The 25,328-nt window shown below is 62.1% G+C and carries 20 protein-coding genes; 1 reads left to right on the plus strand and 19 read right to left on the minus strand.

Features of this window, described 5'->3' with window-relative positions:
• Positions 1 to 38: 38 nt before the first annotated feature.
• The 10 genes from gpmI to SFHG_RS04670 all read right to left on the minus strand — a co-directional run bounded on the left by gpmI (position 39) and on the right by SFHG_RS04670 (position 13,479).
• Positions 39 to 1,598, minus strand: coding sequence for a 2,3-bisphosphoglycerate-independent phosphoglycerate mutase (gene gpmI, locus SFHG_RS04625; RefSeq protein ID WP_042434341.1), 1,560 nt, complete (start codon positions 1,596 to 1,598; stop codon positions 39 to 41).
• Positions 1,598 to 2,368: a triose-phosphate isomerase gene (tpiA, locus tag SFHG_RS04630; protein WP_042434344.1), complete on the minus strand. Its 771-nt coding sequence runs from the start codon at positions 2,366 to 2,368 to the stop codon at positions 1,598 to 1,600. Before tpiA ends, gpmI begins: the two co-directional genes overlap by 1 nt.
• Positions 2,369 to 2,424: 56 nt before the next feature.
• Positions 2,425 to 3,612 (minus strand): phosphoglycerate kinase, encoded by a 1,188-nt coding sequence (locus SFHG_RS04635; RefSeq protein ID WP_042434347.1) that lies wholly within the window; start codon positions 3,610 to 3,612, stop codon positions 2,425 to 2,427.
• A 168-nt stretch (positions 3,613 to 3,780) separates the two neighbouring features.
• Positions 3,781 to 4,782, minus strand: a complete 1,002-nt coding sequence (gap, locus tag SFHG_RS04640) for a type I glyceraldehyde-3-phosphate dehydrogenase (protein ID WP_042434350.1) — start codon at positions 4,780 to 4,782, stop codon at positions 3,781 to 3,783.
• Positions 4,783 to 4,936: 154 nt separating this feature from the next.
• Positions 4,937 to 5,878 carry a DNA-binding protein WhiA gene (gene whiA / locus SFHG_RS04645; RefSeq protein WP_042434353.1) on the minus strand — a complete coding sequence of 314 codons (942 nt, stop codon included), beginning with the start codon at positions 5,876 to 5,878 and terminating at the stop codon, positions 4,937 to 4,939.
• Entirely contained in the window at positions 5,857 to 7,008 is a 1,152-nt protein-coding gene (locus SFHG_RS04650; protein WP_202898092.1) for a gluconeogenesis factor YvcK family protein, read from the minus strand. The genes whiA and SFHG_RS04650 overlap by 22 nt, the downstream gene beginning before the upstream one ends.
• A gap of 1 nt (position 7,009) precedes the next feature.
• Positions 7,010 to 7,963, minus strand: a complete 954-nt coding sequence (gene rapZ, locus SFHG_RS04655) for an RNase adapter RapZ (protein ID WP_114621217.1) — start codon at positions 7,961 to 7,963, stop codon at positions 7,010 to 7,012.
• A gap of 1 nt (position 7,964) precedes the next feature.
• Entirely contained in the window at positions 7,965 to 10,025 is a 2,061-nt protein-coding gene (gene uvrC, locus SFHG_RS04660; RefSeq protein ID WP_374057410.1) for an excinuclease ABC subunit UvrC, read from the minus strand.
• Entirely contained in the window at positions 10,022 to 12,202 is a 2,181-nt protein-coding gene (locus SFHG_RS04665; RefSeq protein WP_202898093.1) for an ATP-dependent helicase, read from the minus strand. Before SFHG_RS04665 ends, uvrC begins: the two co-directional genes overlap by 4 nt.
• Before the next feature lie 83 nt (positions 12,203 to 12,285).
• The gene (locus SFHG_RS04670) at positions 12,286 to 13,479 is read right to left on the minus strand and encodes an MFS transporter (RefSeq protein WP_042434362.1); all 1,194 of its coding nucleotides are present in this window, start codon (positions 13,477 to 13,479) and stop codon (positions 12,286 to 12,288) included.
• Between the two features lie 387 nt (positions 13,480 to 13,866).
• On the opposite strand from SFHG_RS04670, the gene gdhA reads away from it, so the two are divergent.
• Positions 13,867 to 15,222 carry an NADP-specific glutamate dehydrogenase gene (gene gdhA / locus SFHG_RS04675; protein WP_042434365.1) on the plus strand — a complete coding sequence of 452 codons (1,356 nt, stop codon included), beginning with the start codon at positions 13,867 to 13,869 and terminating at the stop codon, positions 15,220 to 15,222.
• Between the two features lie 275 nt (positions 15,223 to 15,497).
• Here the strand turns inward: gdhA and ribF are convergent, their stop codons facing one another.
• From ribF to SFHG_RS04720, 9 genes are all read right to left on the minus strand, one after another.
• Positions 15,498 to 16,421, minus strand: coding sequence for a riboflavin biosynthesis protein RibF (ribF, locus tag SFHG_RS04680; RefSeq protein WP_042434369.1), 924 nt, complete (start codon positions 16,419 to 16,421; stop codon positions 15,498 to 15,500).
• Positions 16,405 to 17,427: a tRNA pseudouridine(55) synthase TruB gene (truB, locus tag SFHG_RS04685; RefSeq protein ID WP_052297807.1), complete on the minus strand. Its 1,023-nt coding sequence runs from the start codon at positions 17,425 to 17,427 to the stop codon at positions 16,405 to 16,407. Before truB ends, ribF begins: the two co-directional genes overlap by 17 nt.
• Entirely contained in the window at positions 17,415 to 18,413 is a 999-nt protein-coding gene (locus SFHG_RS04690) for a DHH family phosphoesterase (RefSeq protein WP_042434372.1), read from the minus strand. The genes truB and SFHG_RS04690 overlap by 13 nt, the downstream gene beginning before the upstream one ends.
• A 15-nt stretch (positions 18,414 to 18,428) precedes the next feature.
• Positions 18,429 to 18,839 (minus strand): 30S ribosome-binding factor RbfA, encoded by a 411-nt coding sequence (rbfA, locus tag SFHG_RS04695; protein ID WP_042434375.1) that lies wholly within the window; start codon positions 18,837 to 18,839, stop codon positions 18,429 to 18,431.
• A 207-nt stretch (positions 18,840 to 19,046) separates the two neighbouring features.
• Positions 19,047 to 21,791, minus strand: a complete 2,745-nt coding sequence (gene infB, locus SFHG_RS04700; protein WP_042434378.1) for a translation initiation factor IF-2 — start codon at positions 21,789 to 21,791, stop codon at positions 19,047 to 19,049.
• Between the two features lie 11 nt (positions 21,792 to 21,802).
• The gene (rnpM, locus tag SFHG_RS04705; RefSeq protein WP_042434379.1) at positions 21,803 to 22,096 is read right to left on the minus strand and encodes an RNase P modulator RnpM; all 294 of its coding nucleotides are present in this window, start codon (positions 22,094 to 22,096) and stop codon (positions 21,803 to 21,805) included.
• Positions 22,097 to 22,105: 9 nt separating this feature from the next.
• Positions 22,106 to 23,320, minus strand: a complete 1,215-nt coding sequence (gene nusA, locus SFHG_RS04710; RefSeq protein WP_042434381.1) for a transcription termination factor NusA — start codon at positions 23,318 to 23,320, stop codon at positions 22,106 to 22,108.
• Positions 23,321 to 23,351: 31 nt separating this feature from the next.
• Positions 23,352 to 23,822 (minus strand): ribosome maturation factor RimP, encoded by a 471-nt coding sequence (locus SFHG_RS04715; RefSeq protein WP_042435194.1) that lies wholly within the window; start codon positions 23,820 to 23,822, stop codon positions 23,352 to 23,354.
• Positions 23,823 to 24,031: 209 nt separating this feature from the next.
• Complete coding sequence (locus SFHG_RS04720) at positions 24,032 to 24,847, minus strand: class I SAM-dependent methyltransferase (RefSeq protein WP_052297808.1); 816 nt, start codon at positions 24,845 to 24,847, stop codon at positions 24,032 to 24,034.
• Positions 24,848 to 25,328 lie beyond the last annotated feature (481 nt).

The raw sequence follows: 25,328 nt of genomic DNA on the forward strand, positions 1-25,328 counted from the left end.
CCGGCAACGGGCGCGATCAGAGTCATGAAAATCACGTATTACGCGAACAGGCTGCGTCCCGTCATCTCAGCGGGAGCAGGAAGCCCCATGGCATCGAGCAACGTGGGGGCGATATCGCACAGCGCGCCTTCCCTGTCGCCGAGCACCCGCCCGGTGTCGGCTCCGTCCACGAAGATGAACGGCACCTTCGCGGTGGTATGCGCCGTGTGGGGCGTCCCATCGTCGGCAATCATCTTGTCGCAGTTGCCGTGATCGGCCGTTATGAAGGCGAACCCGCCTTTGCGGCGGATAGCGTCGACGACCTTGCCCACGCCGGAATCCACCGCTTCGACGGCGGCGACGGCGGCAGGGATGACGCCCGTGTGGCCGACCATATCGGGATTCGCGAAGTTCACGATGTACACATCGGCCTCATCGGCATCGATCGCCGCAGCCAACGTGTTCGCGACTTCAGGTTCGCTCATCTGAGGCTGCAGATCATACGTGGCGACCTTAGGGCTGGGGATGAGGCTTCGCTGCTCCCCCGCCTTGGGCTCCTCACGCCCGCCGTTGAGGAAGAACGTGACGTGCGCATACTTCTCGGTTTCGGCGATATGGTATTGACGCAGGCCGGCGGCGGAAAGCACGTCGGCAAGCACGTTTTCCGGGAACGTTTTGGGGAACGCGATCGGCGCGGGGATGTCCGGGTCGTACTCGGTCAGGCACACGAACGAGACCTGGGGCCGACGAGCGCGATCGAACCCGTCAAAGGCATCATCGACGATGGCACGCGTGATCTCACGGGCGCGATCGGGGCGGAAATTGAAGAACACGACGGCATCCCCATCGACGACACCGCGATCGTCAAGCGCCACGGGCTCGACGAACTCATCGGTGACCTCGGCATCGTAGGACGCTTGCATAGCGGCGACGGGATCGGCCGAAGCGGCGAGCGGCGTTGCGCACACGACGGCCTCGTACGCCTTGGCGACACGGTCCCAACGCTTGTCGCGATCCATTGCGTAATAGCGGCCCGAGACGCTTGCCACGCGCACGGCGTCCTGGAATCCGTTCTCGACGATGAAGTCCTGCAACTGCTGCATGTAGCCCTTGCCGCTAGACGGCGGGACGTCGCGGCCGTCCATGAACGCATGCACGCGCACATCGCCGACGCCGCTTTCCACGGCATGCTTGATGAGCGCATACAGGTGCTCGTTGCTGGAATGCACGCCGCCATCGGAGAGCAGGCCCATGAGATGCAGTGCGGCACCCGGCGCCTTTGCCGCCTCGATGGCATCGTTAATCACGGCGTTATCGCAGATGGAGCCGGTGCGGCAAGCCATGTTGATACGCGAGAGCTCCTGATGCACCACGCGGCCGGCGCCGATGTTGAGATGCCCCACCTCGGAGTTGCCCATCTGACCCTCAGGAAGGCCCACGGCCTCTCCCGAGGCTTCAAGCTTGGTGTGCGAGCAGGTTTCGAACAGTTGGTCGAGCACCGGCGTAGATGCCAGCGACACGGCATTGCCCGGACCCGCTGGCGCCAAGCCCAAGCCGTCCATGATGATCAGGCATGCCGGAAGGGAAAGCTTCCCGCAGACGTTTTCCGACGCGCTCATTACAGGCACGCTTTCACCAGTTGAACGAACTGGTCGGCCTTCAGGCTGGCGCCGCCGACCAGACCGCCGTCGATATCGGGCTGCGCGAGAAGCTGCTCGACGTTGCCGACGTTCATGGAACCGCCGTACAGGATGCGCATCTCATCGGCGGTCTCGGCGCCGAACATGTCGGCGAGCGTGGCGCGGATGGCGGCGCATATGTCCTGCGCCTGCTCGGGCGTGGCCGTGCGGCCCGTGCCGATGGCCCAGATGGGCTCATATGCCACCACGCACTTGGCGGCCTCCTCGGGCTCCAAGCCCGCGAACGCGGCGCGCACCTGGGCGCAGACGAACTCCTCGGCGCCGCCCTCGTCGCGCACGGACAGCGATTCGCCGACGCATGCTACGGCATACAGGCCGCCATCGAGCAGCGCACGGACCTTGCGGTTGACTTCCTCGTTGGTTTCGCCGAAGTAGCCGCGGCGCTCGGAGTGGCCGACGATGGAGCATGTGCAATGGACGTCCTTGAGCATGGGGACCGATACCTCGCCCGTGAAGGCGCCATTCGGCTCCCAGTACACGTTCTGCGCGCCGATTTGAATGGGCTGATGGTCGAACTCGAACACCGTGTTGACCGGCTTCAGATCGATGGAGGGCGGGCACACGAGCACGTCCACGGAGTCGGCCCAGTGCTTGTCGAAGTTGTTGGAGATGGTTTGCGCCAACACCACGGCCTCGGCATAGGTGTTGTTCATCTTCCAGTTTCCTGCCATAAGCGGTTTGCGGGCCATGAGGCACGCTCCTTTCAAAACGATAAGGGGGACGCATGCGCCCCCCTTGGATTACCTTAGCGCTTCAGAGCCTCCACGCCGGGAAGGGCCTCGCCCTGCACCAGCTCCATGCTGGCACCGCCGCCCGTGGAGATGAACGTCATGCGATCGGCAAGGTCGAACTTGTTGACCGCTGCCACGGAGTCGCCACCGCCGATGATCGTGTCGCCCTGCTGGTTTTCGGCCACGGCCTCGGCAACGGCCTTCGTGCCTGCCGCGAACGCCTCCATCTCGAACACGCCCATGGGCCCGTTCCAGAACACAGTGGCAGCCTGCGAGATGGCCTGAGCATACAGCTTGGCCGTTTCAGGGCCGATATCGAGGCCCATCATGTCGGCCGGGATTTCGTCGACGGATACGGTCTTGGTGTTCGCGTCCTCGGCGAACTTATCGGCGCATACGACGTCGACGGGAAGCAGCAGCTTCACGCCGCGCTCCTCGGCCTTGCGCAGCATGGCCGCCGCGCGCTCGACCCAATCCTCCTCTTTGAGCGAGGTGCCCACCTGCTTGCCCTGCGCCAGCAGAAACGTGAAGCACATGCCGCCGCCGATAATGAGGGTGTCGCACTTGTCCATGAGGGCGTCGATGACCTTGATCTTGTCGGAGACCTTCGACCCGCCCAGAATGGCGACGAAGGGGCGATGCGGCTCATCGAGCATGCCGGTGAGGGTTGCGACCTCGTTCTGCATGAGGTAACCGGCATAGGCGGGCAGAAGCGCAGCGACGCCGGCAGTGGAGGCATGGGCGCGGTGCGCCGTGCCGAACGCGTCGTTGACGTATGCTTCGCCGAGCTTGGCGAGCTCCTGGCAGAATTCGGGATCGTTTTTCTTCTCGCGCTTGTCGAAGCGGAGGTTCTCCAGCACGAGCACCTGACCATCCTGAAGGGCCGCGGCCTTGGCCTGGGCGTCGGGGCCGACGGTGTCGGAAGCGAACGCAACAGGGCGGCCGAGCAGCTCGGAGAGGCGCAAAGCGGCCGGGCGAAGCGTGAACTTCTCCTCGAAGCCCTCGCCCGACGGACGGCCGAGGTGGCTCATGAGGATGACGCGGGCGCCTTCGTCGATGAGCTTTTCGATGGTGGGCAGCGCAGCGCGGATGCGGGTATCGTCGGAGCAGACGCCGTCTGCCACGGGAACGTTGAAGTCGACACGGACGAGCACGCGCTTGCCGCGCGCATCGAGCTGGTCGACGGTGGCGATATCAGCCATGATGACTTCCTTTCGAATCACCGCGGGTGCGGCGATGGCCAGCTAAAAGGCCCTGGTCCCGATTGCACCTTGCAAAGCAACCGAGCGTGCTTCGGGCACGAACGGCGCAGCGCGCAAGGGGCAAGGTTCGGTTCCAGGGCCCTTCATAGCGTTAAGCGGTTAAGCCGATTACAGCAGGATCTTCACAAGGTCCTTCACGCGGTTGGAATAACCCCACTCGTTGTCGTACCAGGACACGACCTTGACCATGTTGGACTTGCCGCCCATGACCATGGTGAGCTTGCTGTCGAAGATGGAGGAATGGCTGTTGCCCACGATGTCGATGGACACGATGGGATCCTCGGTGTACTCGAGCACGCCGGCCAGCTCGCCTTCGGCGGCTTCCTTCATAGCGGCGTTAATCTCCTCGATGGTGACCTCGCGCTCAAGCTCGACCGTCAGGTCGACCATGGAGCCGTCGGGCGTGGGAACGCGCGTTGCGAAGCCGTCGAGCTTGCCTGCCAGCTCGGGGAGGACCAAGGACACGGCGCGAGCGGCGCCCGTGGTGGTCGGGATCATGGACATGGCTGCGGCGCGGGCGCGGCGCAGGTCCTTATGCGGCAGGTCCAAGATCTTCTGATCGTTGGTGTAGGAATGGATGGTGTTCATGTAGCCGCGCTTGATGCCGAACTTCTCAAGCAGCACCTTGGCGACGGGGGCCAGGCAGTTGGTGGTGCAGGAGGCGTTGGAGATGATATTGTGCTGATCCTTGTCGTACTGCTCGTCGTTGACGCCCATGACGACGGTGATGTCCTCGCCCTTGGCCGGGCAGGTGATGACGACCTTCTTGGCGCCGGCCTTGATGTGCTTGCTGGCAAGCTCGCCGGTCTTGAAGATGCCGGTGGACTCGACGACGACGTCGACGCCCAGCTCGCCCCAAGGCAGGTTCTCGGGATCGCGCTCGCACAGGACCTTCACGGCATGGCCGTCGGCCACGAAGCCATCCTCGGTGACCTCGACCGTATCGAAGGCGCGGCCGTGGACCGAGTCATACTTCAGCAGGTGAGCCATCGTCGGGATGTCGCCGAGGTCGTTGACGGCCACGACCTGGATCTCCGGGTCCTTGACCATGGCGCGGTACGCCAGACGTCCGATGCGGCCGAAACCGTTGATGCCTACTTTGATTGCCATTGCGTATCTCCTTTTCATTCAGATACTCAAGTTATGGGCCATACGAAACGCTAGTGTAGCGGAAAGTCAAACGCTTGCGGCGCGAATTTGGCAGACGGTCGACAAGCGCAGACCAACGCGTCCCGCCTAACGGCAGGACGCCGGTTACTACCGGTTACCGATTCTGATTCTCCAGCTCAGCGGCCAATTGCTCGATACGGCGCACGCGATGGTACACCGCCGATTTCGACAGCGGAGGGTTGGCGAGCTCGCCGAGCTCCTTGAGCGTCGCCTCGGGATGACGCACGCGCAGCTTAATGAAGTCCTGCAACGCCGGAGGGAGGTTCTCCATGCCGTGCGCCTCCACCACCTGCCTGATGGCTCGGATCTGGTCGATCGCCGCGCGCGAGGTTTTAGCCTGGTTGGCGATTTCCGCATTGGTCTGACGGTTCACGTCGTTTCGAACGCTTTTTATGACGCGCGCGTTTTCCATAGCAAGCGCGCTTTGATGAGCGCCCGCAAGCGCCAGGAACTCAAGAATGGCGCTGCCGCTTTTCAAATACACCATATAGGAATTGCGTCGCTGCATGATGCGTGCCTTGATGTTCTTGCGAGCCAGAAGATCCACAAGGCCATCGGCCAGCTCCTCGGTTTCGACGATAACCTCGAAATGAAAATCGCCGCGAGGATCGGATACGAATCCGCTGCCCAGGAAGGCGCCACGCAGATATGCGGCCGCACAGCAATCCTTGGACACCAACTGCTCGGATACGCCGAGCACCAGACCGCCTTCAGGGGACAGCACGCCCATATCCACCAAAGCCGCAGCAAGCTGAGGCTGGGCGGGAACCTCGATCAGGTAGTTCGGCGTTTTATGCAAGACGCTTCGCCGAACCGTCAGGTTGGTTTTCAGCCGATACAGCTCATGCAGCAGCTTGATGACCAAACGTGCCACCGACGGGGCATCGGTGGCGATCTCCACGCGATAGCGGTTCTTGCCCGACACGAACAGCGTGCCCTCGATGCGCACAAGCGCAGCCAAAACGGCCTTATCGCAATGACTGCACGTTGCCGGCACGCGCGAAAGCTCGTCTTTTACCTCTGCCGTGAACGACATAAGCGCAACACCCCCGTGAACGCCTCGCGCAGCAACAACGGGTCATGCCAGGTGGGACGCTGCGGATCGACCAAGTTGCGGACAAGTACGACAGGGCCCTTGCTTTGAATGGAGCGCAAATCCGGGTAGTCTATGCGCACGGGGCGCACGCGCCTTCCCGCCTCCTCGCCCGGAGCGACCGTGAATCGGCTATCGCCGACGTTAACCCCCGTGACCGCACGGAAGGTGCCCGTCTCGGAAGCGTCGGGGCGAACGGGAAACGGACTGTGCACGAGCACGTAATCAAGCAGCCCGCGCATGCCGTGCGCGAGCAACGCCTCGACATGCTCGCGCGCCGTAAGGCCCCATGTCTCGCCCTGCATGTCCGCCAAGGAGCAGACGAACAGGGTTGCCCCCTTCGATTGACGGATGGCATCCACCACGCCCGGGACCAGCAGGTTCGGGATGATGGACGTGAACAAGCTCCCCGGCCCAAGCACGATCAGGTCGGCATTGCGGATGGCATCGAGCGCCGGCCGGTATGCCTGGATCTTGCCCTGACCGCGCAACTGCACGTGTGCAAGCGCCGTACGCGAATGACAGGCAACCGCCTGGCCCTCGATATAGCGCCCATCGCGCGTGCGCGCGACCAACGACACGCGATCGAGCGTTGAAGGGTACACATGTCCACGCGCGTTGAGCAAGCGCTCGCAGATCTGAACGGCTTGCGGGAACTCGCCCGTGGCGTCCTCGAGCGCGGAAAGCATGAGATTGCCCAGCGTATGATTGTCGGCAAACGGGAACCGGTATTTGAATGCGCGCGTAAGCGGGTCCTCGGGGTCGGCCGCCATAGCGCATATGCACTTGCGGATATCGCCCGGAGGAGTGACGCCTGCCCGTTCGCGCAAGATGCCCGTCGACCCGCCATCATCGGCCATAGCGACCACGGCGGAGGTTTCCACGCCCATGGAAAGGAGCGTGCGAATGGAAACGGGCGCACCCGTCCCGCCGCCGATGACCACGGCTTTCAAGCTGCTGGTCTCCGGCACTACGGGATCTGCCGCATACAACGGCGCGAACGCCTCGGTCATGGACGGGTCATGGGGGAAATGACCGCCCTCCATATGGCTTTCGTGTAGCATCTCGCTCATCCTATCGGCCTTCGACCGGCTTCGCAGAAGCGTTGATGAGCTGTCCATCGACGCCTTCGGCAAGTTTCAGGTCGCGATGCGCGACGCTGACGCGATAACCCTTCTGCTTGAGATATTCCCCCGTGGACTCGGCAAGGGCCACGCTTCGATGTTGACCGCCGGTGCACCCGACGGCGATGGCGAGCTGCTGCTTGCCCTCCGCCACGTACCCGGGCATGACGCAATCGAGCAGCGCACGCCAGCACTTCTGGAACTCCTCGGTTTCAGATCGGCACAGCACGTAATCTCGCACAGGCTTGTCAAGGCCGGTGAGGGGACGCAGCTCGGGATCGTAGTACGGATTGGGAAGGAATCGCACGTCCATGACCAGATCGGCATCCACGGGGGCGCCGTGTTTGAAGCCGAACGAGTACACCGTGACCTGCAGGCCCTGGCGCTCCTCGCCGGGAGCGAACAGCGCGCGGATAGTGCTGCGCAGCTGAGCGGGCATCATATCGGTGGTGTTGATGACGTGGTGCGCCTGCTTGCGCACATCGTAGAGCATCTCGCGCTCGCGCTCGATCCCGTTTGCGATGGAGCTGCCGTCGGTGCATAGGGGATGGCGGCGACGGCTTGATTTGTAGCGTGCGATGAGTTTCTCATCATCGGCATCCAAGAACAGCACCCGATAATCGACGCCGGCGCTTTTGAGCTTTGAGAGCTCCTCCATCAAGCTTTTGAAGAAGCCGCCGCTGCGCGCGTCGCACACCACGGCGATGCGTCGATGGTTATCGGGTTGGCCGGGCATGCCGGTTAAGGCCAGCAGATTCCCGATAAGGGCGCTGGGCAGGTTGTCCACGCAAAAATATCCAAGATCCTCGAACGCATGCATGGCCTCGGTGCGCCCCGCACCGCTCATGCCGCTCACGATAACCAGCTCGGGCATGTTCTCAAGCTCGCTTGCAACCTCGGTCATGTCACGAATCTCCTTCCCCGCCGACGACCATTTCATTTCTTGTCTGCTCATTATACTGCTGCAGCACCGTATACAGCTCGTTGGCGACTTGGACGGGCACCACCTTGGCATCAAGGATGTCTTGCAGGCTTGCAGCCTTGAGCCGTTTGAAGCTCTTGAAGTGTTTGAGAAGCGCCTTCTTGCGCACCGGACCTAAGCCTTCGACCTCGTCCAAGATGCTTGCCGTCATGCCCTTGCCGCGCAATTGGCGATGGAATTCGATAGCGAAGCGGTGCGCCTCGTCTCGAACCTGCTTGACCAGATACAAGCTGGCGCTACCGCCCGGCAGCACCACCGGACCCGTATCCTGCCACGGCACGAACAGCTCCTCATCGCGTTTAGCCAGGCCGCACAAGGCGATATCATGGATTCCCATGCTGTCGAACTGCTGCATGACGGCATTGAGCTGCGGTAGGCCGCCGTCCAAGATGATAAGATCGGGCTTTTTGCCGAACCGTTCATCGGCCATGCGCTCGGCGCAATACCTGCGGCTCATAACCTCCTGCATGGACAGGAAATCGTTCGCCTCGTCAAGCTGAGCTTTGATCTTGAAACGTCGGTACTGTCCCTTGTCGGGCCTTCCGTTGGTGAACACCACCATGGACGCGACGGTATAGGTGCCATGGTTGGTGGAAATGTCGAAGCATTCGATGCGCATCGGCGGCGCATCGAGCGCCAAGGCGCTCTCCAGCTGCAGCAAAGCATCGTTGATGCGCTTATCCTCGTAGTTCGTGCGCACTTTGTAACGCATGAGCGTGTGCTTGGCGTTCTGCTCGGCCATGGAGACCAGATCCGCTTTCTCGCCGCGTTCCGGGACCGAGATGCGCACCTTGGCGCCATGCGCACTAGCAAGCTTGCCGGTAAGCCACTGCTCCATGGCCTCGGCATCCTCGGGCATGACGCGAACGACCACCTCGTGCGGGATGGACGTGGTGGCATCGTAGTAGCGCAGCAGGAACATGTGCAGCAGATCTTGGTCGGGAACATCGTTCCCGCGGTTGAGCACGAACTCGTTGCTGTTGATGATACGACCCTCGCGCACCATGAGCACGTGCACGCCGGCGATGGTCTCCTCGCGGAAAAACCCGATGACATCGGCATCAAGGTTGCGAGAGCTTACCGCATGTTGTTTGTCGCATAGCCCGTTTATCGTATCGATTCGAGCCTTGATACGACCCGCCCTCTCAAAATCAAGCTCAGCCGCAGCCTCTTGCATTTCCTGCGAAAGCTCCTCAACGAACTCCCGATGGTTGCCCGAGAGGAAGCGCTCGATCCGGCTGACGTTGGCGGCATATTGCTCGGGCGTGACGCGACCGCAGCACGCCCCGGGCCCCAAACCCACATGCGCATCGAAGCACGGACGGACGTCGGTGGCCAAGCACGCAAGCGGGTCCTTTTCCAGTTTGCGCTTTAGCGAACGCCAATCAGCGCAGCTCGAAGAGCACAACGGCACCACCCGCCTTGCGATGTCGACCATGCGTCGAGCGGCGCGGCTATCGGTATAGGGACCGAAATAGCGTGTGTCTGCACGATGCTTCTCACGCGTGTATTTGATCGCAGGGAACACATCGCCTTTGGTGATAGCGATGAACGGGTAAGATTTATCGTCCTTGAAGTCGGCGTTGAACCAGGGGGCGTGCTGATTGATGAGGTTCTTCTCGAGCACCAAGGACTCGTGTTCATTGCCCACCACGATGTACTCGAACGTGCAGATCTGCTCGACGAGCAGCGGGATCTTCGCGCGTTCATCCTGGAAGTTGACATACTGGCGCATGCGAGCACGAAGCTGTTTGGCCTTGCCGACGTAGATGACCTGCCCGTGCTTGTCTTTCCATAGATACACACCAGGAAGGGTCGGCACCGCATCAAGCTCGCGCTTGATGCGCGCGAGCTTCTGCTCGAACGTCTCCCCTTCCGGGGCATGAACGCCCTCTTCCCCGGCGATACCCTGCGCCTTTCCCGAACCGCCTTCGGTGAAACCCGAGGTTCGGCTATATCGTTGGAATTCCTCCGGCTTGCTCACACTACCTCCAGCTTGACGCGAAACGAAATGCAACGCGGCGTGTCCAAATCGTCGAATACGATGATATAGGCCCGCTTCTGCTCGTCGATGCCCTGCACCACGCCCTGTCCGAACGCTTTATGGGCAACGCGCGTACCCGGTTCGATGGACGCCTGCCCGGCCATGTCGGCGATCCAACGATCGGTCGCCTCATAAGCGCTACGGGCGTCATCGAGCTGGGAGTCAGCAGGCCTATTTGAAAACTCCAAGGCCGCAGGATCGATATCGAGGAGGAACCGCGACGGATATCGCGGCGCTCCCTGATGGCCGAAGCCCTCGGCCTCGGTAAGGTACAGCCCGTCCTTGGCGCGCGTGAACGCCACGAACGCGAGGCGACGCTCCTCCTCCATAGCCTCAACCGTACGCGTTTTGCGCGACGGCAGCACACCTTCGGACAACGAGCAAACGAAGACGTGGCTGAATTCCAAGCCCTTAGCAGCATGGATGGTCATAAGACGCACGTTATCCTTCGATGCATCTGCGATATCGGCATTGGAAAGCAAGGCTACGTGGTGCAGATAGCAGTCAAGCGTGACCTCTTCTCCGCACGTTGCCTCGAATTCATGCACCGACTGCTTCAGCTCGGCAAGGTTATCGAGCCGCTCCTGGCTTCCCTCGGTGCGCAACATCTGCTCGTAGCCGCTTTCGTCGAGCAGCGCCGAAAGCACCTCCGACACCGGGCGGCCCTCAACGGACCTGCGAAAACCATGCACGAGTGACACAAGCTGTTTCGCCTTCGTGCGTTTGAAGATGTCATCCTCGCATGTTGCCTCAAGAGCCTGCAGCATGGTGCATCCGTGTTCGTCGCAATACTGCCGCAGATGCGCCATGCGACGTTGGCCGAGATTGCGCTTGGGCACGTTAGCCACGCGCAGAAACGCCAAGTCATCCCCCACCGCGATAAGGCGCAGATAGCACAGCGCATCCTTGATCTCGCTCCTACCGAAAAAAGGCACACCGCTGAAAAGCGAATACGGGATATCCGCCTTCAAAAGCGCCTCTTCGACCGACCGCGATGCATAATGCGCGCGATACAGCACCGCCATATCGCGATAAGCAACCCCCTTGCCATGCAATGCGGCCACGCCTTCGGCGATCCACGCCGCTTCGGCCTGGGGCGATACGGCATGATGCCAGACCGTCGGACCGAACGAGCGCCGCGCGGCGACAAGGTCCTTTGGGATACGCATATGGTTTTTCGCGATAAGCGAGTTCGCCACCGCAAGCACCTGAGGCACCGATCGATGGTTCTCGAGCATCATGATGGTGCGCGTGCCAGGGAAGCGCTTATCGAAATCAAGCAGCAGCTTCACGTCCGCGCCACGCCACGAGTAGATGGTTTGATCGGGGTCGCCGACCACGAACAGGTTCTTGTGATAGCCCTGCAGCACCTCCATGAGCCGGTATTGCAGCGCATCGATATCCTGGAATTCATCGATCATGATGTATTCCAGCCGCTGCTGCCATTTAAGGCAAATGTCGGGGAACCGCTCGAAAACGTAGAGCGTGAATACGATCAGGTCGTTGTAATCGAGCCCGAAGCACTTCCGTTCCTGGTAAAGATACCCATAGAAGATGATGTCGCGCACGTTATCAGCTTGCATATACCGGTCATGCAACTCGGCGATAGACCATTCGAGCATGTCCAGATAGTAGCTGGGATGCTCTTTGAGCTTCTGCATCTCGATCATGTCGCGCGCAGCGGAAAACGTCATATCGCGCAACGTGAGGCCACGTTCTTCATAGATGGTCTGCAGCATGGCATCGATGTCCGAGTTGTCGAGCACCAGGAAGCTTTTCGGATACCGTACAGCATGGGAATCTTCCTGAAGAATCGAAACGCAAAAGCCATGGAACGTGTTGATATAGCCGGTGTCGTGATCGCCGGTAAGGCGGCGGATGTGCCTGCGCATCTCGTTGGCGGCCTTGTTCGTGAAGGTGACGCACAGGATGTTGCCCGGCAAAATGCCCAGCTCATTGACCAAGTACGCGAACCGCTGCGTCAACGCAGCCGTTTTCCCCGTGCCGGCACCCGCGATGACGCGCACGTAGCCTTCCGTTGCCGTAACGGCCTGCTGTTGGGCCGCATTGAGCTGCGGCTCTTCATCGAGCCTGCCCATTGCACGATATGTCGTCATAGAATCCATAACGAGGAGTATATCAAATAGGGAACGCCTGTTCTATATCGATATAATAGATTTCGAACAATTGTTCTCATGTCCTACTTTGAGCTCTGGGCTCTCATATGTTTGATCAGCACGAATGCGCAGTACAGTAAGGCAAGGAGCGCGATGGAGGCCCCCACGTAACCCACATGGGCGATGGTGCCGAACGTGCAAACGCCGCCGCCGATGAAGCTGCCCGTGCCGATGCCGAGGTTGAAGATGCCGGAGAAGATGGCCATCGCGACCGTCTGCTCGCCATCGCTTGCGAACTCGATGATCTCGGCCTGATAGACGATGGAGTACCCCGATCCGGCGATGCCCCACAGCATGCACACGGCGAACACGCCGACGACTCCAAGAGCGGCAGGCCGCAGGAGCGCAAGCGCCAACGCAACGCCGGCAACGACCCATACGGCGAAAGCCCAGCGATGGCCGCGGTAGAACCGTGAGCATATCGCACTTCCGACAAGGCCAGCGATACCAAAGGCCACCAACGCCATGGTGACAACCTGCTCGTCCATACCGCCGACCTGCAGCAGGAACGGCTCGATATAACTATAACCAGTGTAGTATCCCATGGCATACAAAGCCGTCACAAGGAAGATACCCATGAGCACCTTGTTCCGCAAAATGCCGGGAAGCTGTTTAAGCGTGAAGGGCTTGCTGGCAGGGAGCTTCGGGAACACCACCGCCAAGTACGCGAGCACCAGCGCGCTAACGGCGCACACGCAGCCGAAGGTCTGGCGCCAACCCAGACAAAGCCCCACCATGCGACCAAGAGGCAACCCGACCACCATGGCAAGCGCCGAACCGGTAACCACGGCGCTGACGGCCATGGGCGCGTGCCTCTCGTCGACGACTTTCACCGCTACGGGAGCTGCGATGGCCCAGAACACCGAATGGGCGCAGGCGACCACCAAACGCGCTGCCATGAGCAGACCATAGCTGGGCGCCAAGGCCGAAAGCGCCTGCCCGGCGCAGAACACGCCGATGACCAGGAGCATAAGCGGCCGAAACGTCAAACGGGAACCCAATATCATAAGGGGAAGCGACAGCAGCATGACCGCCCAGGCGTACACCGAGATGATGAGCCCCGTCACGCCCTCGCTCGTCCCGAACGAGGCGCCGATGCCGGTCAGGAGGCCGACGGGCATGAACTCCGAGGTGTTGAATATGAACGCGGAAACGGTGATGCCGATCAGGGGCAACCATTCCCGCAGCGTAAGCTTGCTATCCACAAACCTTGTCATGAAACAGAGCGCTTCCTTCCCTTTTCCCTTTGCGCGGATATGGGATTGTAGCCCTATGACAAGCCACGAAGCATGCGGACGGACGCCTTCAGACAACCCTCACGAACCGCCCACCGCATGCGCACCGGCACGGCGCAATGCCGATTGCGCGACACTGCAAGCAAGCATCTTACGCCGAGCACAGGCGACCCGCCGCACGCACATCCGGACAGCACGAAAGTAGGAGCCGGCGCATCACGAGGAAAGCCGCCCGCGCCGGGCAAACGCCCGTCCGCCGCAGGTCGCCGCCCATTGTTTCGGCTTCGTTAATATACCGTTTCGAGGGAATTCCGAAACCTATAATGCAACCCGTTAACACAACACCGCATCCGCTAGGAGGTTCACGCAATGACTTACGCTGAGCGCATCATCGAGCAGGTCAAGGCGAAAAACGCCGAGCAGCCCGAGTTCATCCAGGCAGCCACTGAGATCCTGGGCACCCTGCAGCCGGCACTCGACGCGCATCCGGAGTTCGAGGAGGCCGCCCTGCTTGAGCGCATCATCGAACCCGAGCGCATCATCCAGTTCCGCGTCCCGTGGGTCGACGATTCCGGCAAGGTCCAGGTCAACCGCGGCTTCCGCGTGGAGTACAACTCCGCCATCGGCCCCTACAAGGGCGGCTTGCGCTTCAACCCCACCGTCACGCTCGGCATGCTGAAGTTCCTGGGCTTCGAGCAGATCTTCAAGAACGCCCTGACCACCCTTCCCATGGGCGGCGGCAAGGGCGGCTCGGACTTCGACCCGAAGGGCAAGTCCAACAACGAGATCATGCGTTTCTGCCAGTCCTTCATGAACGAGCTTTCCCGCCATATCGGCCCGAACACCGACGTGCCGGCTGGCGACCTGGGCGTCGGCGGCCGCGAGGTCGGCTACATGTTCGGCCAGTACAAGCGCCTGCGTAACGAGTGGACCGGCGTGCTCACCGGCAAGGGCCTGTCCTTCGGCGGCTCTCTGGCCCGCACCGAGGCCACCGGCTACGGCCTGGTGTACTTCGTCGACGAGTACCTGAAGTCCAACGGCGACTCCTTCGAGGGCAAGAACGTCGTCGTGCACGGCTCCGGCAACGTGGCGATCTACGCCGTCCAGAAGGTCTCCCAGCTTGGCGGCAAGGTTCTGGCCTGCTCCGACACCAAGGGCTGGGTCGAGGACCCCGAGGGCATCGATTACCAGGTGCTTGAGCACGTGTACAACAAGAAGCGCTCCGGCCATGACAAGGGCGTGTCCCTGGCCATGTACGTCGACGAGCGTCCGAACGCAACCTGGCACGAGGGCGACGGCCGCGGCGTGTGGCAGCTGCCCTGCGATATCGCACTGCCCTGCGCACGCGAGAACACGCTGCATCTCGACGACGCTAAAGCCCTGGTGGCCAACGGCTGCAAGGTGGTCGGCGAGGGCGCGAACATGCCCACCACGCTCGACGCCACCGAGTATCTGCAGGAAAACGGCGTGGCCTTCATGCCCGGCAAGGCGGCCAACGCCGGCGGCGTGCTGGTCTCCGGCCTGGAGATGAGCCAGAACGCCGAGCACCTGAGCTGGACCTTCGAAGAGGTCGATGGCAAGCTCGAGCAGCTCATGCGCGGCATGTTCCACAACGTGGACGACACCGCCAAGAAGTACGGCCACGAGGGCAACTTCGTCATGGGCGCCAACATCGCCGGCTTCCTGAAGGTCGCCGACGCCATGATGACCCAGGGTATCGTGTAAGGGCCACAACTCATATCACCGCCAAAAAAAGAAGCGACCCGATCGGGTCGCTTCTTTTTTTGGCTTCAACGGAAGGGGGAATCGAAGGCGAAAACGCCGTTAGGAGACGTTAGCGCGAATCGCGCGAACATGCGTAACGCGATACCGGCACCAGCGCGCCATAACGCGAAAGGAGAGGCTGCAATCGATACCCGATCGATCGCAGCATCTCCTTACAGGTTTTCGACACCGGTTCGATGCCGCCCCATCAACAAGGCACGCGTCCCTTACGAACGCTAAAGGTTCTCGCGCACCCAATCGATGTTGGCCTGGACGGCGGCGATGAGCTCGGAGATATCGTCGAAGGCGCGCATCGGGCGGAGCCACTTCATGAACTCGACTTTCATGTACTGGCCGTAGATATCACCGTCGAAGTCGAGGATATGGACCTCGCAGGTTGCCGTGGCGCGATCGGCGAAGGTTGCCGCAACGCCCACGTTCACCGCGGCCTTATAGCGCTTGCCATCAACGTGCGCATATGCCCCGTACACGCCATCGGAAAGCGGGCGCATCTGGTCGGGAACCTCGAGATTCGCGGTGCGGATGCCCATATCGGCGCCCTCGCCGCGGCCGGGGCGCACAATACCCGTCATGAAATACGGGCGCCCGAGCAGGTGATTCGCCTCGTCGAGCTTCCCATCTGCCAACAGCAAACGGATGCGCGTGGCGGTGATGGGGGCGCCGTCCTCGCTTTTCAGGTCATGCGCATGCACCTGCATGCCGTGACCATCGGCCCACGTGCGCAGCTCCGGCACCGCGCCGGCGGCTTTCGCGCCGAAATGGAAATCGAAACCCACGTGCAGATGTGCGGGAACACCGGTACCGAACGTGCGGACCAGGAATTCCTCGGGCGAGCTGGCCGCAAACTCGCGCGTAAACGGAAGGGCGACCACAGCATCGACGCCGGTTTGCGCGAGCATCTCCAAGCGCTCCTCGTTCGACATGAGCTTGCGGAGACGCTGGGCATGGAACATCTCGTCAGGATCGATGTCGAACGTGAGCGCGATGGACTTCCCGCCGTTTTCGCGCGCGGTATCCTGCGCACACGACAAAAGGAACCTATGGCCTCGATGCACGCCATCGAACACGCCAAACGCGCACGAGGCGCCTTGGAAATACCCGCGATCGAACGTTTCGTCGGCCTTAAAGATCTGCGCCACGAAGCACCCCCGTCTGGAACACGCAGCATGCCTTGAACGATGCACGCTTGCTGTCGTACTGATACAAGGCCACAACCTTGTTCTGGCTGATGACCGCGATAACCTCGCCCTCTTGCGGGGCTTGCATGCTTTCGCGCACGCCGGCGGTGCAAGCGCACATCTCGGCCTGGGCCGTGGTGCGCCTGCGCTCGAACAGCTGGCAATCGGCCGCACGGAGCACGTTGCCGTTACCCACGGCCTGGGCGGCGGCGCCCTCCACGTAAGCGAAGCGGACGCCTAGTAAACGCACCGGGTCCAAGGCGGCACGCAGCTTAAGCTCCTCAAGCGCCTCGAGCGGCACGCACTCGTCAAGCGTGAGGCCGCCGACCTCCAGGCGCCTGAGTGCAGCCAGATGAGCAGGACACCCGATCTTGTGCCCAAGATCGCGCGCCAACGCGCGGATATAGGTGCCCTTCGACACGCGGAACTCAACATCCCACTCGGGAAGCTGCTCTCCAACGCCCGGACGAACGGCGATGAGCTTCGCGGAATACACCTCGATATCACGCGGAGAAAGCTCGATGATATGGCCTTCGCGGGCAGCTTCGTAGGACTTCTTCCCGTTTACCTTGATGGCGGAATACGCCGGCGGCATCTGCTTCTGCTGCCCGAGCATCTGCTCGACCGCCTGCTCCGCAAAGCTACGGTCACCGACTTCCACCGGCGCTTCACCGGTGCGTGTGACCGTACCCTCGCAATCGTCGGTATCAGTCCCAACGCCGAACGCGATGGTGGCCCGATACGCTTTGTCGTGCCCGGTCAGATACGCGCCCAACCTGGTGGCGGGGCCGATGCAGATGGGCAGCACGCCGCTTGCCAGCGGATCGAGCGTGCCCGTATGGCCGACGCGCTTCTCGCCGAAGATGCGACGGCAGCGATTGACCACGTCATGGGACGTCATGCCGCTGGGCTTGTCGACGCCGACTACCAGCGACAGCCCCGATTCTCCTCGCTTCACCTGGCGCACACCGCCTCTTGCAGCGCCGCACGCACCTGATCAACGGCCTCCTGCATACTGCCATGCATGGTGAAGCCTGCCGCGGCAACGTGCCCGCCGCCGCCGAAGCTGCGAGCGATGGCGGACACATCGGTATCGTCTTTCGCCCGAAGGCTGCCTCGGATGCAGTCATCGTGCTGGCGAAGCATGCAGGCGACGTTGACGCCGGCGATGGAACGCAGCGCGTTGATGACCGGCTCGGCATCCGATTTCACAGCTTTGAAACGGGCGAAATCCGCAAGCGTAAGGTAGCTGATGGCGAACCCTTCCCGCTCATGGAACTCCGCGCGCGAGACCGCCTGGGCTTCAAGCTGCATGGAGGCAAGCGTGCGGTTCTGGAATACCGCTCGCGAAATGGATGCCGGATCGGCGCCCTCCTCGACCATCTGGGATGCGAGCCGCATGCAGCGGGCATCGGTGTTTTGATACTGGAAGCGACCGGTATCGGTGACCAGGCCCGTGTAGCAGCACGTGACCAGATCGCCGGAACGCGAGACGCCGAGCATCCCCGAAAGCTCCCAGATAAGCAAGGTGGTGGAAGCGGCATCGGGGTCCACGTAGGCCATTTCGCACATACGCTCGTCGACCGCATGATGGTCGATGGTGAACGAGGCCTGCGCGCGATCGAGGATGCCGCACGCCGCCTGGCCGATGCGCTCGCGCGTGGGAACGTCCACGCCGACGAAGGCGCCGACAGGGCCGTCATACTCGCACACCGGCACCATATCGGCAGCTCCCGGCAGCAGCTGCAGCAGGTTCTCCTCGATGGGCTCGTCCTTGACCAGCACGCAGGTCACGCGCTTGCCGAGCTGGCGCAACGCGGCGGCAAGGCCGAGCTGGGAGCCTAGGCAGTCGCCATCGGGGCTAACATGGCCGCAGATGACGAAGTCGTCGAGCGGACGCAGAGCATCGGCAAGCTGCTCGAGCGTGCAGTTCGTTTGAGGGGTTACGGTCATAGCGGCGATCCCCCGCTATTCCTGATCGGTTTCTTCGGCCGCTTCGATGGCCTCGCGCTCGGCGGCGATGGCGGCCGATTCGCGATTGCGCTCGGCGTCGCGCTCGAGAGCGGATGCAATGCGCTCGGCCTCATCCACGGATTTATCCAGAATGAAGCGCAGCGCAGGCGCCACACGCCAAGAAAGCTGACGCGCCATGAGCGAGCGGATGCGGCCCGAGGCCTTCTCGAAGGCCTCGGCGACTTCCTCGTATTCGCCGCGATCGGCGGTGTAGAAGACGTTGCAGACGCTGCGGTCGTAGCTGACCTCGCAGCCCGTGATGGTGACCAGCGACAGGCGCGGGTCGGAGATCTCGAACAGTAGGATGGACGCGATGACCTCGCGCGCCTGCTGATTGACTTTACGGTTAGTGGAACCTTGCTTCATAGATACAGCTCCTCTGAAGGGACAGGTTTGGATACATGAAGTATAGGGCACCTCAAAGGTAGCGAGAAGGGCCCCGGCCTCGAATCCGCCCCGTCACCGCAAGACGCGTACGCAGGGGAACGTGTCTTGCGGCGCCGGAACCGGATCGAATGCCGGAGCCCTTTCAAACGCCGAGCGCGCTCCGCCCTTGCAGGCGGCTAACGCTGATTACTCGGTGCGCTCAACTTCCTTGATGGTGTAGCCCTCGATAGTGTCGCCGACCTTGAGGTCCTGATAGCCGGCGATGCCGATGCCGCACTCGTAACCCTGCTTGACGGCCTTCACGTCGTCCTTGAAGCGCTTCAGGGATGCAAGCTCGCCCTCGAAGATAACGGTGCCTTCGCGCACGAGGCGGATCTTGTCGTCGCGATGCAGCTCGCCGTCGGTGATATAGCAACCGGCGATAGTGCCCACCTTCGGGACCTTGAAGGTCTCGCGGACCTCGGCGGTACCGGTGTCCTCCTCGACGATCTCGGGCTTGAGCAGACCCACACGGGCCGCATTGATGTCCTCGATGGCCTGATAGATGACGCGGTACAGGCGGATATCGACCTTCTCCTTCTCGGCCTGCTGCTTGGACTTGCCGGTCGGGCGCACGTTGAAGCCGATGATGATGGCGTCGGAAGCCGCAGCCAGCGTGACGTCGGTCTCGGTGATGCCGCCGACCGCGGAGTGCACGATGTTGATCTTGACCTCGGACTGGTCCATCTTGTTGAACGCGTCGCGCAGCGCCTCGATGGAGCCCTGCACGTCGGCCTTCACGATAAGGTTCAGGTCGGTCTGCTTGCCCTCCTCGATGCGGTTGAACAGGTCGTCCAGGTTCATGTGCGACTTGGTCTCCTGCTCGGCCAGGCGTGCGCGCAGCGCGCGCTCCTCGGCCAGCTTGCGGGCATCGCGCTCGTCCTCGAACACGCGGAACTCGTCGCCGGCGACCGGGACGCTGTTCAGGCCCAGGATCTCGACCGGGTAGGAAGGCGCGGCGCCCTCGACATGCTGACCGCGCGGGTCGACCAGCGCACGGACGCGTCCGTAGGACGTGCCGGCGACGACGGTGTCGCCCGGATGCAGCGTGCCGCGCTGCACGAGCACGGTGGCTACAGGGCCGCGGCCCTTGTCGAGGTTTGCCTCGATAACGAAGCCGGAGGCCAGCGCATCGGGATTGGCGCGAAGCTCGAGCACGTCGGCCTGCAGCAGGATGGTCTCGAGCAGGTCGTCGATGTGCAGCTTCTTCTTCGCAGAGACGTTGACGAACATGTTCTGTCCGCCCCAGTCCTCGGGGATGACGCCGTACTCGACGAGCTCCTGGCGCACGCGGTCGGGGTTGGCGCCGGGCTTGTCGATCTTGTTGACGGCGACCACGATCGGCACGTTTGCGGCCTTCGCATGGTTGATGGCCTCGATGGTCTGCGGCATGACGCCGTCGTCGGAGGCGACGACCAAGACGATGACGTCGGTCACCTGGGCACCGCGGGCGCGCATGGCCGTGAAGGCCTCGTGACCGGGCGTGTCGATGAAGGTGATCTGGCGATCGCCGATGCGCACGACCGAGGCGCCGATGTGCTGCGTGATGCCGCCGGCCTCGCCCTCGGCGACGCCGGTGTGGCGGATGGCGTCGAGCAGCGACGTCTTACCGTGGTCGACGTGACCCATGACGGTGACGACGGGCGGACGCGGCTTGAGGTCCTCGTCGCTATCGTGGTAGACGATGGCGAACTCCTCTTCGGGGGACACGACGCGAACCTTGCGGCCCATGTCGTCGGCGATGAGCTCGACGAGCTCGTCGGACATGGACTGCGTGAGCGTGAGCACCTGGCCGAGCATGAACAGGCGCTTGATGACGTCGTTGGGCTGCACGCCGAGAAGCTCGGCGAACTTGGCCACGGTGGAACCCTGCGGGATCTCGACGACGGAATCGTCGAGCACGAGGCTGGGATCGAGGCCGCGCTCGATGGCCTCCATCTCCATGCGCTCGCGGGCCTCGGCCTCGCGCTTCTGCTTGCGCTTCTTACGACGGCCCTCGCCCTCATGGGAGTTGGCGGCGGCGACGGCGGCACGCGCCTCGGCGAGCACCTTGTCGCGCTGCAGCTCCTCGGCCTTCACGGCCATCTGGGCGTAACGGTCCTCGCCCGATGCCTGCTGCTCGAGCTCGGGCACGTGCTGCTCGACGTGCATGCCCTTCTTGCCGTGCTTGCGGGCGCCGCGCTGCTGCTTGTTGGCATCGGCGCCGCGGGCGGGCTGCTCGGCCTTCTGCTTCTCGATGCGCTGCTTCTCGGACTCGATCTGGGAGAGCAGGCTGTCGAAGCTGGACTTGCGGGCGCCGAGCACCGGCGCCTGGCGCTTGGGGGCCGCGGCTGCGGGCTTGTGGGCCGAGCCCTTGGAGTTGCGGTTGCGCAGGGCCTCTTCGACGGCCTGCTTCTTGGCGACTTCCTTGGCCATGGCGGCGGCGCGGGCACGAGCCTTGCGCTCGGCGGCCTCGCGGGCCACGCGCTCCTTCTCGGATTCGATCTGGCTTGCCAGGCTCTCGAAGGGATTGTTAGTCACCTTCTTTGCCTGCGGCTTGACGGCGGCGGGCTTGGCCGCAGGGCCGCCCTTCTCAGCGCGCTTGGCGCGCTCGGCCTCGCGGGCCGCGCGCTCCTGCTCGACGGCCTCGCGGCGGGCGCGCTCAGCCTCGGCCTGCTGGCGCTTGGCCTCGGCGCGCTCCTCGGCGAGCTGCTTGGCCTCCTCGGCCGGAAGCTCGCCCGCGCGCTCCTTGATTTCAGGGGACAGGTTCTGACGAACCTTCTCCACATCGGACTCAGCCAGCATGCTGGCATGGCTTTTCGCGGTGATCTTCATTTCGTGGAGTTTATCGAGCATGTCCTTGCTGGACATGTTGAACTCCTTCGCCAACTCATGTACTCGCATGCTGGCCATATACCACTCCTCTACATTTCCCTCGCGTCGCGCGCGTGCGCGGCGATATCGGCGGCGATCCGGTCGTAATCATCGCTGCCGAGCGTCGCCTTAAGCGCTCGGTCGAGCTTGTTCCTCTTGCACGCGGCTGCGAAGCATTCCGCGGAGCACACATAGGCGCCCCTGCCCGGTGCGCGGCCGGTGGCATCGAACGCAACGGCCCCTTCAGGGGTGCGTACGATGCGCAGCAAGCCGTTTTTATCGGCCTGCGCGCCGCAGACGATGCAGCTGCGTTGTCGTTTGCCCGTGTTGGTTGCCGTTGCCATATGTGACGCCTATTCCTCGTCCAAGCCGTCGTGGATGCCGCAGAAGCAGCTGTCGGGACGGGCATGGTTGCGGCAGCGGACGCCGTTTTCGTCAACGTAAGCGCACAGCTCCTCCTCGTCCTCGAGGTCATCCTCATCGATAAGCATGTTCTCGGTCTTCGGAAGCGGGGCGCCGGTGAAGCTGGCGGACTTGATGTCGATGTGCCAACCGGTCAGGCGCGCGGCCAGGCGGGCGTTCTGGCCCTCCTTGCCGATGGCCAGCGACAGCTGGTCGTCGGGCACGATGACGGTTGCGTAGTTGTTCTCCTCGTCGACCAGGACGCGATCGACCTTGGCCGGGGAAAGGGCGTTTGCCACGTAGCGGGCCGGGTCCTCATCCCACTGGATGACGTCGACGCGCTCGTTGCGCAGCTCCTCGACGACCATGCGCACGCGGCTGCCCTTGGGGCCGACGCAGGCGCCCACGGGGTCGAGGTTATGCTCGCGGGAGGTGACGGCAACCTTGGAGCGGGCGCCGGGCTCGCGGGCGATGGACTTGATCTCGACCAGGCCGTCGTAGATCTCGGGAACCTCGATCTCGAACAGGCGGCGGATAAGGTCGGGGTGCGTGCGGGACACGACGATGGCCGGGCGGGCCTGCTCGCCGCGCATGCGCGGGGCGTCCGAACCGGGATCGCGGACCTCGATGATGAGCACCTTGAGGCGCTGGTTGTGGCGATAGTGCTCGCCGGCAGGGCGCTCGTTGCGCTCGCCGGGATAGCGCTTCACGTCGTAATGCGGCAGCTCGGCCTCGACGCCGTCACGAATCTTGATGATGGTGAAATCGGGCGTGCCCTGCAGCACGGCACCCGTGACCAGGTCGCCGACGCGGCCGGCGAACTCCTCGTAAATGGACTGGCGGCCGGCCTCGCGAACGATGGAGCTGATGACGCTCTTGGCGTTCTGCGCGGCGATGCGGCTGACGTCGGCGGGGGTGACGTCGCGCTCCTCGAACTCGGAGTACTCGCCGGTCTCCTCGTCGGGCTCGCCGACCGGGACCAGCTCGTAGACGTAGATCTTGCCCGTCTGGCGGTCGATGGTCACTCGAGCGTCCCACTCGAGGTCGAGGATATGCTGATAGCTTTTGGCCAGGGAGGCTTCCAAGCGGTCGATCAGATAGAACTCGTCGATCTTGCGCTCATGGGCCAAGGCCTGCAAAGCCTCGATCAACTCAGAACTTGCCACGTTTTAGCTTCCTTTCTCCAAACAGCCCCGGCTAGGAGCTGAAATCCACGATGCCCTTCAGATGGGCGCGTTTCATCTGGTCGATCGGCAGGACGGCCTGCTGGCCGTCGACGTCCATGACGACGTTGCCGCCATCGGCCGAGACGATCGTGCCGGTGAAGTTGCTGCGCCCGTCGATGGGATGGGCGAGCTTCACGACGGCCTGCTGACCGGCGTAACGCGCGAAATGCTGCTCCGTGCGCAACGGGCGGTCGATGCCCGGCGAGGACACCTCCAGGGTGTAGGCTCCGGGGAACGGGTCGAGCGCATCCATGATGTCGTTGATCCATGCCTGCGCTTTCGCCAGCTCATCGAAGCTCACGCCCTCGGGCGTGTCTATGAACACGCGAATAGTAGGCGCCTTCTTGGCGCCTACGACCTGCACGGTCACGATCTCAACGCCTTCGGACGCCGCACGGGGCTCCAGCGCGTCAAGCAGCTCGGTTTCCTTCTTGCTGAGCACGCTCATAAGCTCCTTTCTGTGCCCTAACATACAAAAAAGCGGGTAAAAACCCACTTTCCGTCTGCGAAAGTATGGTGCGCGCCGTCGCGCGCTTGCTGCAATGCAAAACTTTTATACCATACGGAACATCGATTTACCAGCACCGGCGTCCTCAGACGCAAGTTCACCATAAAACGCAATATGCGCCGGTTTGAAACATCTGAACCACGTTATATGGTTGCGCACGCATCTGCCAGCCAAAACGTTGCGCCGCCAGGGCATTCCCCGTCGCACGGATCTTCACCGGCAAGCGGTGCTATGGACGAGAAGGAAACCGAGGAAAAACCCGCTTCCAAGCACATCTGCTCGAACACGGCACACGAACGCGCTTGGGAAAAGACATCGATCGAACTCGATTCGCCGACCATGGTCGCATGCCCGCTCAACGCGGAATCCCGCCCTCCGCGATGCGCAAGAGGCGCACCTACTGCGGGCACGCCCACATCATTTCCGAGCGCCGCATCCGCGCCGTCCCCGATAACCGCAGGCCCCCCTTGCGCGTCCAAGTCACCCACGGCGAACACGCCCTGCGCGACCCAGAGCCTTCCCCCGGGCGCCAACACCCGGGCGAATTCGGCCAACGCGACGGGCAACGACCACGCAAGGTTCAAAACGCTGTTGATATAGACCAGGTCGAACGATGCATCTTCTATGCAGGCCTGGGAAAGGTTTTCGGGGATCGCAAGCGAAAAACGAAGGTGACGCTCCCAAGACGAACCAGCCCGATGATTCTTCGGCGCCGCAGCACAGGCGGCAGCAACATTATCCGTATCGGGGTCCACGCCGATGACGTAGCCTGAGGGCCCGACGGCATCCGCCAAAGCGAAAGCCCCCTTGCCTTTACGGCAACAAACATCAAGGACCCGCTTGCCTTCGATATCCGCGGGGATGCTCATAGCGCAACGGCCCTGGAACCCGGCAGCAGGTGAAAGCGCAGCGTAATAGGACAGAGCGGGCGCCAAAGATGCAGCAAACCGTTCATTCATAGCAACTCCCCCCGCCTTCCAGGATTCAGATCCAAATCATAAACAATGAGTAAGAACTCGTAGACCGTTAGAGCTACATAATATCCCACTACTGCAGATATCCACTGTTTACCGCTTGAAATCGACCTTTAAACCAGAATTCGAAGCCACCTGACCGCAGTCAAATGTCAAGGGGTATAAATGATGCTAATGTAGTAGCAATCAGACCTCCTGAACCACTGATTTGGACACTTTGCTTCAGCTGTCCCATATAACAACATCGGGTGATTCATATATCCAACATATCTTCCCCATCCCCCTTACTCATGCTCACCTGGGATTATATGCGGCATGCATGGCTTACTATGCATCGCTTCTATGATTTGCCCAAGAAACCGCTAGATTTCATGCATTAGACCAAAGCATTGAAAGTGCGCAAAATGGGTGGCGTCAAAGGGATTCGGTTGAAGGAACCGAACCCAATTTCCCAAAGGAGGATTTG

The sequence above is a fragment of the Senegalimassilia anaerobia JC110 genome (assembly GCF_000236865.1).
Lineage (GTDB): Bacteria > Actinomycetota > Coriobacteriia > Coriobacteriales > Eggerthellaceae > Senegalimassilia > Senegalimassilia anaerobia.